Below are 15,308 nucleotides of genomic sequence, written 5' to 3'. Positions count from 1 at the left end.
GTTTTTTATGTAAGCCGTTTGCGCAGTTCTGTTTTCAAAACTTTGCCGTAGTTGTTCTTTGGAAGCTCTTTTAACGCTATGTAAGCCTTTGGCCGCTTGAACCGGGCGATATTTGCCAAGCAATGCGCATCAAGCGCTGCCTCATCCAACTTGGCCCCGCTCGCAAGCACCACAAATGCGACCACGTCTTCCCCCCATTCCGCGCTGGAGCGCCCAACCACGCTCACCTCATGCACATCGGGATGCGTTAGGATCGCTTCCTCCACTTCGCGTGGGTAAATGTTGCTTCCGCCCGAAATGATCACGTCTTTGGACCTGTCGCGCATGGTCAGGTAACCATCTTCATCCAAAAACCCCATGTCACCCGTCATCAGCCAGCCATCCTCCAGTGTTTTCGCTGTTGCGTCTGGATTGTTCCAATAGCCGGGCATAACCGGCGTACCGCGCACCATGATCTCGCCCACCTCTCCGGCAGGAAGTGCCGCGCCGGCTTCATCCCCGATCCGCAGCTCAACCACGCTTTGCGCCCGTCCGACCGAGGCAAGCCGTTCGCGCCATCGCGGATGGGTCCGATCCGCAACATCTTCGCGCGACAACGCCGTGATGGCCATCGGGCATTCGCCTTGGCCGTAGATCTGGATGAAGCGCGGGCCAAACCAATCCACGGCGTCTTCGATATCCGCCAGATACATCGGCCCACCGCCATAAACGATGGTCTTGATCCCCTCCCCGCGTCGCCCCGCGGCTTTGGCAATATCTGTAAATCGCCGCACCATGGTCGGCGCCATAAACATCTGTAGCGGCCCTTGATCACGCGCTGCGTCCAGCAGCTCGATCTCATCAAATCCACCAGAGGCAGGTGTGATATGGCGCGCACCGCATGCGACGTGAATGGGGGCATAGATTCCTGCCCCGTGGCTCATCGGGGCCATATAGTAAACGCCATCCTCAGACGCGACAGTGTCGCAATCCAGCAAATAGGAAAGCGACGTCGACCGGATCATACCGTGGCTGATATACACCCCTTTTGGCTGCCCCGTTGTGCCGGATGTGTAGAACAACCACGCCAAATCCGTGTCCAAACACGAAGCCACGGGCAAAGGGTCCGTCGCGCATAATTCGTTGAATTCTGGCTGCTCGATACGGATCAAAGGCACAGAGGTCACTTCTGCCAAATCGGATGCCATATCATCACTGACCAAAGCCAGCTTTGCCCCTGAGTTTTCAATAATATACGCCGCTTCTTTCGCGTGCAGTTTGGCGTTGATCGGCACCACTGCCGCACCCAGCCCCCAAACGCCAAAGAATCCCAACAGATATTCAGGGCAGTTTTTCATGAACAGAGCAACCCGATCCCCAGGTTCGATTCCTCGGGCAGCAAGACCCGCCGCAAGCCCCTGTGCGGCGCGAAAGAACTGCTCATAAGTAAAAATCTGAGTTGGCCCACAAAACACAGCCGGTTGGTCACCTTTTGTCTGTGCGGTGCGTTCAAGCCAATGCGCCAAATTCATGAAACTGCCCTTCCGTTCAGATCGTTATTGCGACTATCCGCTAAGAATTTCACGTCAGGCAAGCCCCGTAATACTACGCAACTGTTTGAATTGCTGCAAAAGCTTTGGCAGGATGGCAGGCATGACGCAAATGGACCTTGCCTTTATGCACGCGCCCACCGGGCTCGCGTTGACCGAAAACAGAATTGTACGCCAATGCAATCTGCGCTTTGCCGAAGTATTCGGGGCTGAGGTCGATGCCTTTAAAGATATGCCCCTTGAGCGCCTGTATCCATCGCTCAAGGAATACGAAAAGGTCGCCCGTGTTGGCGGCGACATTCTGCGTGAAACAGGGCGTTATGAGGACGAGCGTGTCATGCGCCGACTTGATGGCAACATGTTTTGGTGCAGGGTACGCGGCACAAGCCTGACACCAGATGACCCGTTCAGACAAGGTGTTTGGAGCTTTGCAGACCTATCGGCCGAGCGTCCCGTGGTCGAGTTGACCCCACGCGAACGCGACGTGGCCATCCTGACATGTCAGGGCAAAACCTCGAAAGAAATAGGGATTGCTCTGGGGTTAAGCTATCGCACGGTCGAAGCGCATCGCGCGCGATTGCTTCAAAAATTTGGAGCACGAAAACTGCCAGAACTTGTCGCAAAGTTCTCGGGCATGCCGTTGTGACGAGACTTAACCTCCTGTTAACCTTCATTAAAACTTCCTCACAAATCGTAAGGCTCTGTTAATCAGTAGCGGCTCAATTTGGGAATTGGTGGGGGCTTCGCATTCGATGGAGCTTAGAAATGGAGTTTACGCTATCCTCGGCTTTGGGGGCACAAGCCAGCATCGCGGCACGACAACCTGCGCGCAAAGCGCCGGATCCAACGCGTGTTGAGAAAGCGAACAATACGGGCAAGCCACGGGCTGACGCCCATAACTCTCAGGATCATGGGACGCAGAGAATTCTGCACCAGCCCCCTGACCCGGATCAGCCTGTCGGACCGCCCCCCTCGTTTCAACTCAATATTCTTGAAATGGAGCGCGAACTTCAGCAGCGGCTTGCAAAGATCGAGGTTTCGCGCACGCTTGTGAATGAAGCTTCTGCCCCAAATTCAACACCTCCTGCCACGCAGACCGACGATCCGCCCATATTGTCCGTTGATGTGCTTGATTCAGACAGGGTCCCAAAAGGCGAAAATATGAACAAGCCCTGAAAACCTGACAGATTTCGGGGGAATTTCTGATTTGGCAAACCTTCTTGCTTTTCTCCCCTTACGTAGCGTCCTATAAGCATTGCAAAGAAACAAGGCCTGCATAAATGACAGGCAGACAATCTAGGGCGAGGACCCATGGCTAAGAAAAATCACGAGACCGATGTGGTCTTCATCGAAGCGCTGGCAAAACTGCTTCAGGAAAACGACCTGACCGAGCTGGAAGTTATGCGCGACTACGGAGAAAACGACAGCCTGAACGTGCGAGTAAGCCGCGCCAAGGAAGTTGTTCAGCAAATCGCGGCCCCGGTTGCCGCTGCCCCCGCCGCCGTGGCAGCTGCCCCCGCAGCGGCCGCCCCTGCGGCTGAAGCCTCTGCGGCCTCGGACGATCCGGCAAGCCATCCCGGCGCTGTTCCGTCCCCAATGGTTGGCACTGCCTATTTGCAGCCTGAGCCCGGCGCGCCTTCGTTTGTAAGTGTGGGCGATACCGTTTCTGAAGGTCAGACCGTTCTGATCGTCGAAGCGATGAAAACCATGAACCAGATCCCGGCCCCGCGTGCTGGTAAAGTTACACGTATCTTGGTCGAAGACGGCTCGCCGGTCGAGTTTGGCGCGCCTCTGATGATCATCGAATAAGGGGCAGACCATGGCCCAGTTCGATAAAATCCTGATCGCCAACCGCGGCGAGATCGCGCTTCGCGTCATCCGCGCGGCCCGCGAAATGGGGATTAAAACCGTTGCCGTGCATTCAACCGCTGATGTGGACGCGATGCATGTGCGTATGGCAGATGAAAGCGTCTGTATTGGCCCGAATGCGGGAACTGACAGCTATCTTTCAATCCCCGCCATCATCGCAGCCTGCGAAATCACTGGTGCACAAGCCGTTCACCCCGGCTATGGCTTCCTGTCGGAAAACGCGACCTTTGTGCAGGCGTTGGAAGATCACGAGATCACCTTTATCGGCCCCTCGGCCGAGCACATCCGCATGATGGGCGACAAGATCACCGCAAAAGACACTGCGGACAAGCTGGGCATTCCCTGCGTTCCTGGGTCCGAAGGTGGAGTGCCCGACATCGAAACGGCCCGCAAAGCGGCGGCCGAGATGGGCTATCCGGTGATCATCAAAGCCACCGCTGGTGGCGGCGGTCGCGGCATGAAAGTGGCCGAATCCGAAGCTGACATCGACACGGCCTTTTCGACCGCGCGTTCGGAAGCAAAAGCCGCCTTCGGCAATGACGAAGTTTACATGGAGAAATACCTCCAAAAACCGCGTCACATCGAAGTGCAGGTCTTTGGTGACGGGCAAGGCGGTGGCGTACATTTGGCAGAACGCGACTGTTCGCTACAGCGCCGCCACCAGAAAGTTTTCGAAGAGGCCCCCGGCCCATCGATCACCCCGGAAGAACGCGAAAAGATCGGTACGATCTGCGCCGAAGCCGTCGCTGAGATGAGCTATTCAGGTGCTGGCACAATCGAATTCCTCTATGAAGATGGCGAGTTCTATTTCATCGAAATGAACACCCGTTTGCAGGTGGAACACCCTGTTACGGAAGCGATTTTTGGGGTGGACCTTGTGCGCGAACAGATCCTTGTGGCCGAAGGCAACAAACTGTCCTTTGCGCAGTCAGATCTGGAAGTGAACGGTCACGCCATCGAGGTGCGCCTGAACGCCGAGCGTCTGCCGAACTTCACACCAAACCCGGGCAAGATCACCCAGTATCACGCCCCCGGCGGCTTGGGTGTGCGCATGGATAGCGCGCTTTACGACGGCTATTCGATCCCGCCCTATTACGACAGCTTGATCGGTAAGCTGATCGTACACGGACGTGACCGTCCAGAAGCGCTGGCACGTCTAAGCCGAGCATTGGGCGAGCTGATCATCGACGGCATCGAAACCACGGTCCCGCTGTTTGATATGCTGCTGGCCGAAGCTGACATCCATTCCGGTGACTATAACATCCACTGGCTGGAACGCTGGCTGGATGAAAACATGGGGTAAGGGCCATTGGCCCTCCCCCCTTCCGATCACCCTCCTTTGACCGCTGATTTACTATTGCGTGCCTATGCCATGGGCATTTTTCCTATGGCAGAAGCGCAAGATGATCCTGAGGTTTTCTGGGTTGACCCCAAACAGCGTGGCATCGTGCCGCTGGACGGCTTTCGCATCTCGCGAAGCCTTGCCCGCACAATTCGCCGATGCCCATATCACGTCACATTGAACCGTGATTTCGAAGGGACTGTGGCAGGCTGCGCTGACCGCGAGGAAACTTGGATCAACGACACAATCTTTTCTCTCTACAAACAGTTACACCAGATGGGACATGCCCATTCGATTGAGATTTGGGATGCGGAAGAGTTGGTTGGGGGAGTCTACGGCGTGACCCTTGGGCAGGCATTTTTCGGGGAAAGCATGTTCTCGCGCCGCCGGGATGTTTCCAAAATCGCGTTGGCATATCTGGTCGCACAGTTGCGCCAAACAGGATTTACCCTATTCGACACGCAGTTCCTAACACCACATTTGGAAAGTCTTGGCGCGATCGAAGTCCCGCGTGAAGCCTATCACCAACTTCTCAGATCGGCACTTGAGGGCACGGCGGACATTGAAAGCTGCCCCTTGCCAGACGCTTATTCCGTCGCGCAGCGCAACACCCAGACGTCATAACGCGGGTGATCCAGAGCGCTCAGCGCAGGGGATGACGCGATCATCCAGCCTTCGAATGTTGTCTGTTCAGCATTTCCGTCGCGCACAACCAGCCATGCAAAAGCGTCACCCGACGGGTTGTCCGTTGGATAGCGACATTCGCCCAAGGTCACACGCAGCCGTCCAAGCTCAACCGTGTCACCCACGTTCATCTTGAAATCGACAGGCGTTCCCGAGATTTTGTCCAACCCACGCAGATGTGCGCCCGGTGCCTTTGCCGTTTCCGCCCAAACAGGCGCGGCTGCCAACAGGGCAGCGGTAAAAGCAACGGCGCGTAAAATCACTGGGAGCTGTCCTCGCCACCGGCGACGTATTTCAGCAAAAGCTGCACAAGGCTGACGGAGCCCTGCGTGTCCTCAATCTCGGCACCCGGATCCAGATTGAAGGGTGACCCGCCGGGCAGAAGTTCAACGAAATTGCCGCCCAGAAGGCCCTCGGAAGAAATGATGATTGCCGTATCCTCGGGCAAAGCGACGTCCGATTGAACGGTGAAATCCGCATCTGCGCGGAAGGTTTCGGGGTTCAGATTGATATCCGTCACGGCGCCAACTTTAACGCCGCCCAAGCGCACATCCGTTCCGATCGAGATGCCATCGGCTGTACGGAAAGACGCAGTATAGGTGCTTGTTGTTCCAGTGCCCGACAAGCCTATAATTTGCCCCGCATACAGCAGAAAGCCAACGGCAACGGCAAGAACGATGCTGCCAGTGACGACTTCAGTTGTGTGACTGTTGCTCATGTGAAACTTCCCGTGCTCAAGGGGCCAGACGCCAACTCGGCTTGCGTTACTCGGGCTGCCAAGCTTCGTAATCGCTGCGGTCTGCAGGTGCCGACTGACGCAAAGATCCCACAGGCGCATATGCCATGGCTGTGCCGGTCAGGTTGTCCTGATGCGGTTTTTCCCATGGCTTGTGGGCCAGTGGTTTGTCTTCCGGGCAGTTGTCAAAGGTGTGGTGCAGCCACCCATGCCATTCGGGGCTTACACGGCTGGCTTCGGGTTCGCCATTATAGATCACCCAGCGGCGGCTATCGTCTTTGTTGCGATAGAAGACGTTGCCTTGTTCGTCCTCGCCCACTTTCACGCCTCTGCGACGCGTAAACAGCCAAGTTCCGATTGTCTCACTGTGATACCAAGTCAAAAGCGAAAGAAGCCGCATGTTGATCTCCGAAATTTCTTACACTTGATATGGCCTATGGCAGTGCGAAGGTCCAGAGCTTTGCCTGCCTTTCCCCCTGCATTGCGCAAAATGAAGCCTGTTTCGCCTTAAGAGCGGCCGAAATAAGAAAAGCCACCGCAAAGGCGATGGCTTTCCAAATGTATTGGGAATCAGTTTTCGCCCTTATCAGCTGGCGCTGACTTCTTCTTTGGCGGTGTCTGAATAGATGATCAGCGGCTTTGCGTCCGAATTCACAGCCTCGTCGTTCACGACAACCTCATCCACATTCTCAAGCCCCGGCAGGTCGAACATCGTGTCCAGCAGGATGTCTTCCATAATCGAGCGCAATCCGCGTGCACCGGTCTTGCGTTCGATGGCGCGTTTCGCGATGGCTTTCAGCGCATCTTCGGTGAAGGTCAGCTGTGCCTCTTCCAGTTCGAACAGGCGCTGGTACTGTTTGACCAACGCGTTCTTAGGCGCGGTCAGGATGGTGACCAGTGCTTCCGCATCCAAATCTTCCAGAGTTGCGATCACTGGCAGACGGCCGACGAACTCCGGGATCAGGCCGAATTTCAACAGATCTTCGGGTTCCAGCTCTTTAAACAATTCGCCTACGCCGCGATCATCATTCTCACGTACGTCAGCACCAAAGCCCATCGCCGAGCCTTTGCCGCGCTGCGCGATGATCTTGTCCAGACCGGCAAATGCACCGCCACAGATGAACAGGATGTTCGTGGTGTCCACTTGCAGGAATTCCTGCTGCGGGTGCTTACGGCCACCCTGCGGCGGAACCGAGGCCACAGTGCCTTCCATGATCTTCAGAAGTGCTTGTTGAACGCCTTCACCCGACACGTCGCGCGTGATCGAGGGGTTGTCCGACTTGCGGGTGATCTTGTCGACTTCGTCGATATAGACGATGCCGCGCTGCGCGCGTTCGACATTGTATTCGGATGCCTGCAGCAGCTTCAGGATGATGTTTTCCACATCCTCGCCCACGTAACCCGCTTCGGTCAGCGTGGTTGCATCTGCCATGGTAAAGGGCACGTCCAGAATGCGCGCAAGCGTTTGCGCGAGCAGCGTCTTGCCGCAACCCGTCGGGCCGATCAGCATAATGTTGGATTTCGCCAGCTCAATCTCGTCACCATTGGCGGCGGCGTGGTTGAGGCGCTTATAGTGGTTGTGAACCGCCACAGACAGCACACGTTTTGCATGCCCCTGCCCGATCACGTAGTCGTCCAGAACCTGGCAGATCTCTAGCGGGGTTGGCACGCCGTCCGAGGATTTCAGTCCGGAAGATTTCGTCTCTTCCCGGATGATGTCCATGCACAGCTCGACGCATTCATCACAGATGAAAACGGTTGGTCCCGCAATCAGCTTACGTACCTCGTGCTGGCTTTTGCCGCAGAACGAGCAGTAGAGCGTGTTCTTGCTGTCACCAGAGGAATTATTCGCCATAGTCCAGTCCTATTAGGCCGAATTCCGACCCCGTTAAGCCCATCTGGGCGGTCTTGTGCCCCTTTCGCCAGCTTAGGCCAGGGATGGGGCATGCACAATCAGCTTTTTGAAAGGCCCTTATGCGGGCCCTCCAGAGTTTGATCAGTCTTCAGCGTCGTCACTTTTGGCACGGTTCTCGACGATCTCGTCGATCAGGCCCCAGTCTTTGGCTTCTTGGGGATCCATGAAGTTGTCACGCTCCAGCGCTTCAACAACCGCAGGCAACTTCTGGCCAGTGTGTTTGACATAGATACCGTTCAGCCGATCTTTCAGCTTTTGGGTTTCTTGTGCGTGGATCATGATGTCTGTGGCCTGACCCTGATACCCACCAGATGGCTGGTGCACCATGATACGCGAGTTCGGCAGCGAGAAGCGCATGCCTTTTTCGCCGGCGGCCAACAGAAGCGACCCCATTGAAGCGGCCTGGCCAATCACCAAAGTCGACACTTTCGGTTTGATGTATTGCATCGTGTCATAGATCGACAAACCCGAAGTAACCACGCCGCCGGGCGAGTTGATGTACATCGAGATTTCTTTGTTAGGGTTTTCCGCTTCCAAATGCAGAAGCTGTGCCACGATCAGGCTGGACATGCCGTCATGCACCGGACCGGACAGGAAAATGATCCGTTCCTTCAACAGGCGCGAGAAAATATCATAGGCCCGTTCTCCGCGAGAGGTCTGTTCAACCACCATTGGGACAAGAGTATTCATATAGGTATCAATCGGATCGTGCATGTCGCCTGCTTTCTTTTCGCGCCTAAGCCCGTTCTGGGCACCTGCTGCCAACCTAGTCCCGTGCAAAGGGGGCTGCAAGGGGCCGAAACCCCGCTCACCCTAGACTGAAGCACATTTCAAACAGAGATGCCGGAAAACGGTTAATAAATTCCTTCCCAAAGCATCGTCTAAGCAACGTTGTCCAAAAGAAAAGGCGCTATGAAAGCGCCTGATCTGAGTTCAATTGTTTGTCGGGATCAGCCCGGTGACATTCCGCGAAGACGCTCGGACCGGCGGCGCAGAAGCTCAACCGTGGTCAAAAGCGCAATCGAAATCACAACCAGGATCGTCGCAACCGCCAGAATGGTCGGGCTGATCTGCTCACGCAGGCCAGTGAACATCTGCCATGGAAGCGTCTGTTGCTTGGCAGAGCCCACGAATATCACGACCACGACTTCGTCGAACGAGGTGATGAAAGCGAAGAGTGCGCCCGAGATCACGCCTGGTAGGATCAGTGGCATCTGCACCCGGAAGAATGTGGTCACAGGATCTGCACCCATGTTCGCTGCCGCACGGGTCAACGAACGGTCAAAGCCCACAAGCGTTGCGGTCACCGTGATGATCACGAAGGGAATACCCAGTGCGGCGTGTGCCAGAACGACGCCCCAATACGTACCTGCAAGGCCGATGCGCGAGTAGAAGAAATACATTCCCGCTGCAGAGATGATCAGCGGCACAATCATGGGTGAGATCAGCGTCGCCATAATCGCCCGGCGCGCGGGTACATGCGGCTGGCTCAGGCCAATCGCGGCCAAGGTTCCCAGCGACACCGACAGCAGTGTCGCCGCGGGCGCGATCTTGACCGAGTTCCACAAGGCGTCTTGCCAATCAGGATTACCAAAGAAATCCCTGTAGTGCTTCAGCGAATACCCAGCGGGATCAAAGCTCAGCATCTCTTTGGTGAAGGTAAAGAAGTCCTGCGAGTTGAAGCTCAGAGGGATTACCACAACGATGGGAGCGATCAGGAAAAAGAAGATCAGCCCACAGATTACGCGGAACGTATAGTGCCAAACGCGCTGGCCGGTGCTTGCATATGGAGGAAGTGCCATGTCGATTACCCCAGCTTCACGTTGTCAATGCCGACGATCTTGTCATAGGCCCAGTAAAGGACCAGCACGACCGCCAGAAGAATTGCGCCCAGCGCCGAGGCCAGACCCCAGTTCAGAGAGCTTGAGATGTGGAAAGCAATCTGGTTCGAAATGAACGTCCCTTTGGTCCCCCCAACAAGCGCCGGCGTGATGTAGTAGCCAATCGCCAGAATGAACACGAGGATCGAGCCTGCGCCAATGCCCGGAATGGTCTGCGGGAAATAGACGCGCCAGAACGCGGTCCAATCGGTCGCGCCAAGGCTTTTGGCAGCGCGCAGGTAAGTGGGCGGAATGGTCTGCATTACCGAATACATCGGAAGGATCATGAACGGCAGCAGAATATGGGTCATCGCCACAATGGTGCCGAACTGGTTGTTGATGATGACAAGCCGTGCGCTGTCATCCACCAAGCCGATCCAGACCAAAATATCGTTGATCACCCCCTGTTGTTGCAGAAGGATTTTCCAAGCGGATGTTCGTACCAGAAGTGATGTCCAGAAGGGTAGCAACACCAGGATCATCAGCATGTTGGCTTGACGCATTGGCAGGTTGGCCAAGATCCATGCAACCGGGTACGCCAGCAAAATGCAGCACACGGTGATGGTCAGCGACATCCACAGAGTGCGTCCCAACAGGTTCATATAAATCTGTTCGCTTTCAGGACGGGCTTCTGGGCCATCGGGACCAACGCGCATATCCACGGCGTTTAGGAAGTAACCTGCTGTCACCGGCGGAGAATAGGTTTGAATGGTGCGCCAGAGATCTGGGTCGCCCCACCCTTTGTTCAGGTCGATCAGGGCTTCTTTCCAAGGGCCATCATTCTCAATGTCAAACTTCTTGGCTTTCCGGCCAGTTTTGCGGAAAACCGAAGATATGCCCGGGTTTTCATAGTTGAGGCGCGTGCCGACCTTGGTATGGGTCTTGGCCGCCGCCGCATCCTTAAGATCGGCTGCCATCGCCGCGTACACGGCTTCTTCAGGCAAGTCGCCGCTATCGGCATCCCAATCCGCAAGCGCAACCACTGTGCGTGGCAGCGTTTCGCTTACAATCCCGTTTTGAACCGAACGATACAACATGTCCGCTACTGGCAGAATGAAGCTGATCAGGATGAACAGCAAAAGTGGTGCAATCAGCATCAAGGCCCGCAGCTTCTGCCGGCGCAACGCGCGCGCAAGGCTGCGCTTTAGCGGTGTTCCATCTGCGGCCAGTACCGGGCCGCCGGTGTCGGTCATATCGCTCATATCTTCCCTGTCGGCTGTTGCCGTTTCTTGGTTTCAGTCAGGTTAATTGACAAACAAATCAGGTATATAAAAAGGGAGGTGAAGGAGGCCCGAAGGCCCCCTTCAAGATCGGATTACTTGGCAAGCCAAGCTTCGAACTTAGCGTTCAGATCATCACGGTTGTCTGCCCACCATTCGTAGTCATAGACGTGAACGTTGGAGGCATTGGCCGGATCGGTTGGCATATGCGGTGCCATGTCGATGCCCAGATCGGCGTGCTTACCAACCAGCGGGGCCGACGATGCACGTGCCGGACCGTACGAGATGTACTTGGCTTGGTCAGCCAGACGCTGAGTGTCGGTTGCGAACTTCAGGAAGTCCATCACGCGCGCTTTACGATCTGCTGGCAGACCGGCGGGAACAACCCAACCATCAAGGTCAAACGACTGCATATCCCAGAGCATGCCAATCGGCTGGTTCTGTTCAGCAATTGCCGAGAAAAGGCGACCGTTGAAGGTCGAACCAAAGACAACTTCGCCATCGGCCAGAAGCTGCGGGGTTTCTGCACCAGCAGTCCACCAAACAACGCTGTCTTTGATGCTGTCGAGCTTGGCAAGAGCACGCTCCATACCACCGTCTGCGCCGAGAACGTCATAGATCTCGTCTTTGGCTACGCCATCGCAATATAGTGCCCATTCGACGTTGTCGATCGGACGCTTCTGCAGCGAACGCTTGCCTGGGTATTTCGCCAGATCAAAGATATCGCAAACCGAGGAAGGTGCCGTATCACCAACCATATCGGTGCGGTAACCGAATGTGGTCGAGTATACGATCTGCGGTACGAAGCAATCCGAAACGATCAGATCACCGAAGTCATCGGATGCCGAAGTGCCATCGGGGGCAGCAGCCAGGGCTTCGTCGTGGTTGATTTCTTCCGCCAGACCTTCGTCACACAGACGCATCGAATCCGATGCGGTCGCGTCGACAAGATCCCAGGTCACATTGCCCGCTTCGTTCATCGCGCGCAGCTTGGCCACGGCTTCACCCGAGCTTTCGTCCCAAGTCACTTTGACTTCAGGATGCATAGCCAGGTAGGGCTCTACATAAGCTTTGTTCTGGCTGGCCTGATAGGCTCCACCCCAGGACACAAGCGTCAGTTCGTTGGCCATTTCCTCAGCGGTTGCCACGTTGGCAGCAAGCGTCAGGGCCGAGGTGGCCATAAACATCTTCGCAAGTTTCATACTATTATTCTCCCTAGTTATCCCGTTTGATTTGTCGGAACTGCATGACGGGCTGCATGGCAATTCCCTGGCAGAATGCCCGGGGCCATGATCACATGCCCCCAGCGCAATTGATGTTACGCGTCCAGCGCGCGGCAATCCTGTGGCAGCCAACCGATCTCGATCTGCTGACCCGGCTTAAGGCGCTCAACATCCGGCGCGTTACGCGTTTTGATGATGAATTCGTCATTGCCCGCGACGCGAAGGCGGGTGCGGAAAATATCACCCATATAGATGAATTCCAGCACTTCAGCCTTAAGGGTGTGCGCACCTTTCTGAAGGCGTTCTTTATTGTATTCAACACGCTCAGGACGGATCGACACCGTAGTGCGATCGCCGACATTCGACACGTTGATCGGGGTCGCGTCCAGCTCTTCCCCGTCATCCAGACGGACAACGCAGGTATCGCCGGAAATCTCGGTCACCACGCCTTCAAGCGTGTTGTTTTCACCGATGAACTGAGCCACGAAGCTGTTTTCTGGCTTTTCATATAGAAGATCAGGTGGCGCTAATTGCTGAATGCGGCCATCGTCAAACACGGCCACGTTGTCAGACATGGTCAGCGCTTCGGTCTGATCGTGAGTCACGTAAACCGTGGTGATGCCCAGATTGTGCGCCAGGTGCGTGATTTCGAACTGCATTTTCTCACGCAGTTGCTTGTCCAAAGCGCCAAGAGGTTCATCCATCAGCACCAGTTCAGGCTCAAACACCAGCGCGCGCGCCAAGGCGATACGCTGTTGCTGACCACCTGAAAGCTGTGCAGGACGGCGACCACCGAAGTCACCCATCTCAACCATGTCCAAAGCGCGCTTGATCTTCGCCTCACGATCGGACTTACCAATTTTCCGCACTTCCAAGGGGAAGGCGAGGTTTTCGGCAATCGTCATATGTGGGAACAACGCATAGTTCTGGAACACCATGCCAATGCCACGCTTGTGTGGTGGAATGTTGTTGATTGGTTGGCCGCCCAGACGAATGTCGCCATGGGTTGCGGTCTCAAATCCAGCCAACATCATCAAGCATGTGGTCTTACCAGAGCCTGACGGTCCAAGCATGGTAAGAAACTCGCCCTTAGCAACGGACAGGTTCAGGTCTTTTACAACCAGTGTTTCCCCGTCATAGCTTTTCTGGACACGATCAAAAACGACAAATCCGTCGTCGGAAGCAGTTTCAGCCAAGTGACCCCCCTGGTCTATGTTCTTTTTTATCTCGCACCAGCCAACACGAAGAAATGAGCAAATTCAACAGTCAATTCGACTTTATTCACCTCATTCCACCGGAAGATGCGCTTTTCGACGGCTCAAACGAGCACTTCAGCGCCTCCTCCAACACTCGCACGTGCGTTCTGGTCTTTCCCGTCTTTTGGTGCCATTTCGCCGTATTGTCCGGCGAAACGGCTTTTTTGAAAACAGGGCATCTTGTGCGATGATTCCCGCCCTGCCTTGGATCATGGTAGCTTTGTGCCCACGACACTTTTCGTCGAATACATGTAGTTTGACGACTATTTTTGTCGCAATTTAGCTGGCAAGCGACCAGCAATGAGGTTTTTGCGCCAAAATCAGAGCTTATCGCAAGATGATGTTATGCTCCGGTCCATAAGGGAAACCGGTGATGTTTTCCGCACTATCTTCTCCGACCACCAGAATATCATGCTCGCGATACCCCCCGGCGCCAGGTGTGCCTTCGGGCAGAAACAACATCGGCTCCATTGAAACAACCATGCCGGGTTCAAGAACCGTGTCGATGTCTTCACGCAACTCAAGGCCTGCCTCCCGGCCATAGTAATGCGACAGAACCCCGAACGAGTGGCCATAGCCAAAAGAGCGATACTGAAGCAGCCCTTCGCTTTCGAAGAACTTGTTGATCTCAGCCGTGATGCCCGAGCATGTCGCGCCCGGCTTGATCAGGCTAAGCCCCAGTTCATGCGCGGCCACGTTGGCTTTCCAGATCCGCAGGCTTTCGGCGTCAGGTTCACCAACAAACAACGTCCGCTCAAGCGCGGTATAATAGCCCGAGATCATCGGGAAGGTGTTCAGCGACAGAATATCCCCATCTTCCAGACGGCGTGTGGTGACCGGGTTATGTGCCCCATCGGTGTTGATGCCTGACTGAAACCAAACCCAGCTGTCACGAATTTCGCTGTTGGGATGGGCATGGGAAATCTCAAGCTCCATCGCGTCGCGACCCGCCATGGCGATGTCGATTTCGCGCGCCCCGACCTTGATGGCTTCATGAATAGCGGCCCCGCCCACATCTGCAACACGCGCGCCTTCGCGGATCAATACGATCTCTTCAGCGGATTTGATCATGCGCGCCTGCATCGTGTCTGGCGCGATATCCGTGAAGGTGCTGCCGTCAAGAAACTCTTCTGCCAATCCACGCTGCGCCAAAGTCATGTGATCGCCTTCGATCCCGATCGCCTTGGCGTTCCCCACAAGGTTTTTCACAGCGCGCCAATAGTTGTTACGCTCCCAATCCGTGTAGATGACGTTGTCACCATAACAACGGCGCCACGGCTGACCGGCGTCAATATTGGCCGACACTGTTGTGCAGCGGTCCGCGGTCACCACCAGCCCATAAGGGCGGCCGAACGAGCAATACAAAAAGCCTGAGTAATAGGCGATGTTGTGCATCGAGGTGAACACAGCAGCTTCCATCCCACGCGCGGCCATAATCGCGCGCAATTTGGTCAGGCGGCGTTCGTATTCCGCGTCTGAAAAGGGTAGCGGGGCTTTTTTCCCGTTTTCACAAACAAAGTATTGGGGGCGTGACATCTCACATCTCTCCATCTTCCGAGGCCGGGGTGATCTGAGTTATGCCCGGCCAACCAAACCCCCCGGCGTGCAGGGCAGTTGATCTCCGGACCGGTGCGGCGGAAGTTACCTTCGCGTT

At 55.6% G+C, this 15,308-nt stretch carries 15 protein-coding genes and 1 pseudogene; 5 read left to right on the top strand and 11 right to left on the bottom strand.

Features of this window, described 5'->3' with window-relative positions:
• Positions 1–5: 5 nt before the first annotated feature.
• Entirely contained in the window at positions 6–1,511 is a 1,506-nt protein-coding gene (locus MWU55_RS11900; RefSeq protein ID WP_246936391.1) for an AMP-binding protein, read from the bottom strand.
• A 121-nt stretch (positions 1,512–1,632) separates the two neighbouring features.
• Here MWU55_RS11900 and MWU55_RS11895 point away from each other — a divergent pair, with 121 nt between their 5' ends.
• The 5 genes from MWU55_RS11895 (at position 1,633) to aat (ending at position 5,364) form a co-directional block, all read left to right on the top strand.
• On the top strand, positions 1,633–2,175 hold the full coding sequence (locus MWU55_RS11895; protein ID WP_246936390.1) for a helix-turn-helix transcriptional regulator: 543 nt from the start codon (positions 1,633–1,635) through the stop codon (positions 2,173–2,175).
• Positions 2,176–2,294: 119 nt separating this feature from the next.
• A complete protein-coding gene (locus MWU55_RS11890; RefSeq protein ID WP_246936389.1) occupies positions 2,295–2,705 on the top strand; it encodes a hypothetical protein in 411 nt (136 codons plus the stop codon).
• A gap of 135 nt (positions 2,706–2,840) precedes the next feature.
• Entirely contained in the window at positions 2,841–3,338 is a 498-nt protein-coding gene (gene accB, locus MWU55_RS11885) for an acetyl-CoA carboxylase biotin carboxyl carrier protein (protein ID WP_246936388.1), read from the top strand.
• A 10-nt stretch (positions 3,339–3,348) separates the two neighbouring features.
• A complete protein-coding gene (accC, locus tag MWU55_RS11880) occupies positions 3,349–4,701 on the top strand; it encodes an acetyl-CoA carboxylase biotin carboxylase subunit (RefSeq protein WP_246936387.1) in 1,353 nt (450 codons plus the stop codon).
• A gap of 36 nt (positions 4,702–4,737) precedes the next feature.
• Complete coding sequence (gene aat, locus MWU55_RS11875; RefSeq protein WP_281501862.1) at positions 4,738–5,364, top strand: leucyl/phenylalanyl-tRNA--protein transferase; 627 nt, start codon at positions 4,738–4,740, stop codon at positions 5,362–5,364.
• Here aat and MWU55_RS11870 read toward each other — a convergent pair.
• The 10 genes and pseudogenes from MWU55_RS11870 to MWU55_RS11825 all read right to left on the bottom strand — a co-directional run bounded on the left by MWU55_RS11870 (position 5,328) and on the right by MWU55_RS11825 (position 15,190).
• Positions 5,328–5,687, bottom strand: a complete 360-nt coding sequence (locus MWU55_RS11870; RefSeq protein WP_348646234.1) for a DUF2155 domain-containing protein — start codon at positions 5,685–5,687, stop codon at positions 5,328–5,330. The genes aat and MWU55_RS11870 overlap by 37 nt on opposite strands.
• Positions 5,684–6,142 (bottom strand): outer membrane lipid asymmetry maintenance protein MlaD, encoded by a 459-nt coding sequence (locus MWU55_RS11865; protein WP_246936385.1) that lies wholly within the window; start codon positions 6,140–6,142, stop codon positions 5,684–5,686. The genes MWU55_RS11870 and MWU55_RS11865 overlap by 4 nt, the downstream gene beginning before the upstream one ends.
• 46 nt (positions 6,143–6,188) lie before the next feature.
• Positions 6,189–6,560 carry an NADH:ubiquinone oxidoreductase subunit NDUFA12 gene (locus tag MWU55_RS11860; protein WP_246936384.1) on the bottom strand — a complete coding sequence of 124 codons (372 nt, stop codon included), beginning with the start codon at positions 6,558–6,560 and terminating at the stop codon, positions 6,189–6,191.
• 186 nt (positions 6,561–6,746) lie between these two features.
• Entirely contained in the window at positions 6,747–8,015 is a 1,269-nt protein-coding gene (gene clpX, locus MWU55_RS11855; RefSeq protein ID WP_246936383.1) for an ATP-dependent Clp protease ATP-binding subunit ClpX, read from the bottom strand.
• 141 nt (positions 8,016–8,156) lie between these two features.
• Complete coding sequence (locus MWU55_RS11850; protein WP_246937886.1) at positions 8,157–8,789, bottom strand: ATP-dependent Clp protease proteolytic subunit; 633 nt, start codon at positions 8,787–8,789, stop codon at positions 8,157–8,159.
• Between the two features lie 236 nt (positions 8,790–9,025).
• A pseudogene (locus tag MWU55_RS11845) lies at positions 9,026–9,871 on the bottom strand (ABC transporter permease); the annotation flags it as partial.
• A gap of 11 nt (positions 9,872–9,882) precedes the next feature.
• The gene (locus MWU55_RS11840; RefSeq protein WP_246936381.1) at positions 9,883–11,157 is read right to left on the bottom strand and encodes an ABC transporter permease; all 1,275 of its coding nucleotides are present in this window, start codon (positions 11,155–11,157) and stop codon (positions 9,883–9,885) included.
• Between the two features lie 113 nt (positions 11,158–11,270).
• On the bottom strand, positions 11,271–12,377 hold the full coding sequence (locus MWU55_RS11835; RefSeq protein ID WP_246936380.1) for an extracellular solute-binding protein: 1,107 nt from the start codon (positions 12,375–12,377) through the stop codon (positions 11,271–11,273).
• A gap of 116 nt (positions 12,378–12,493) precedes the next feature.
• Positions 12,494–13,594, bottom strand: a complete 1,101-nt coding sequence (locus tag MWU55_RS11830; RefSeq protein ID WP_246936379.1) for an ABC transporter ATP-binding protein — start codon at positions 13,592–13,594, stop codon at positions 12,494–12,496.
• A 387-nt stretch (positions 13,595–13,981) separates the two neighbouring features.
• Positions 13,982–15,190: an aminopeptidase P family protein gene (locus MWU55_RS11825; RefSeq protein ID WP_246936378.1), complete on the bottom strand. Its 1,209-nt coding sequence runs from the start codon at positions 15,188–15,190 to the stop codon at positions 13,982–13,984.
• Between the last annotated feature and the right edge of the window lie 118 nt (positions 15,191–15,308).

Origin of the sequence: Aliiroseovarius sp. F20344 (assembly GCF_023016155.1) — a bacterium.
Lineage (GTDB): Bacteria > Pseudomonadota > Alphaproteobacteria > Rhodobacterales > Rhodobacteraceae > Aliiroseovarius.
The sequence above is the reverse complement of the archived record's forward strand: the minus strand, read 5'-3'. Positions and strand labels throughout refer to the sequence as shown.

Coding starts and splice junctions, on each gene's coding strand:
- MWU55_RS11900 (WP_246936391.1), bottom strand. CDS start 1,511: ATGAATTTGGCGCATTGGCTTGAACGCACCGCACAGACAAAAGGTGAC.
- MWU55_RS11825 (WP_246936378.1), bottom strand. CDS start 15,190: ATGTCACGCCCCCAATACTTTGTTTGTGAAAACGGGAAAAAAGCCCCG.
- clpX (WP_246936383.1), bottom strand. CDS start 8,015: ATGGCGAATAATTCCTCTGGTGACAGCAAGAACACGCTCTACTGCTCG.
- accB (WP_246936388.1), top strand. CDS start 2,841: ATGGCTAAGAAAAATCACGAGACCGATGTGGTCTTCATCGAAGCGCTG.
- MWU55_RS11895 (WP_246936390.1), top strand. CDS start 1,633: ATGACGCAAATGGACCTTGCCTTTATGCACGCGCCCACCGGGCTCGCG.
- MWU55_RS11890 (WP_246936389.1), top strand. CDS start 2,295: ATGGAGTTTACGCTATCCTCGGCTTTGGGGGCACAAGCCAGCATCGCG.
- MWU55_RS11850 (WP_246937886.1), bottom strand. CDS start 8,789: ATGCACGATCCGATTGATACCTATATGAATACTCTTGTCCCAATGGTG.
- MWU55_RS11835 (WP_246936380.1), bottom strand. CDS start 12,377: ATGAAACTTGCGAAGATGTTTATGGCCACCTCGGCCCTGACGCTTGCT.
- MWU55_RS11865 (WP_246936385.1), bottom strand. CDS start 6,142: ATGAGCAACAGTCACACAACTGAAGTCGTCACTGGCAGCATCGTTCTT.
- accC (WP_246936387.1), top strand. CDS start 3,349: ATGGCCCAGTTCGATAAAATCCTGATCGCCAACCGCGGCGAGATCGCG.
- MWU55_RS11840 (WP_246936381.1), bottom strand. CDS start 11,157: ATGAGCGATATGACCGACACCGGCGGCCCGGTACTGGCCGCAGATGGA.
- MWU55_RS11860 (WP_246936384.1), bottom strand. CDS start 6,560: ATGCGGCTTCTTTCGCTTTTGACTTGGTATCACAGTGAGACAATCGGA.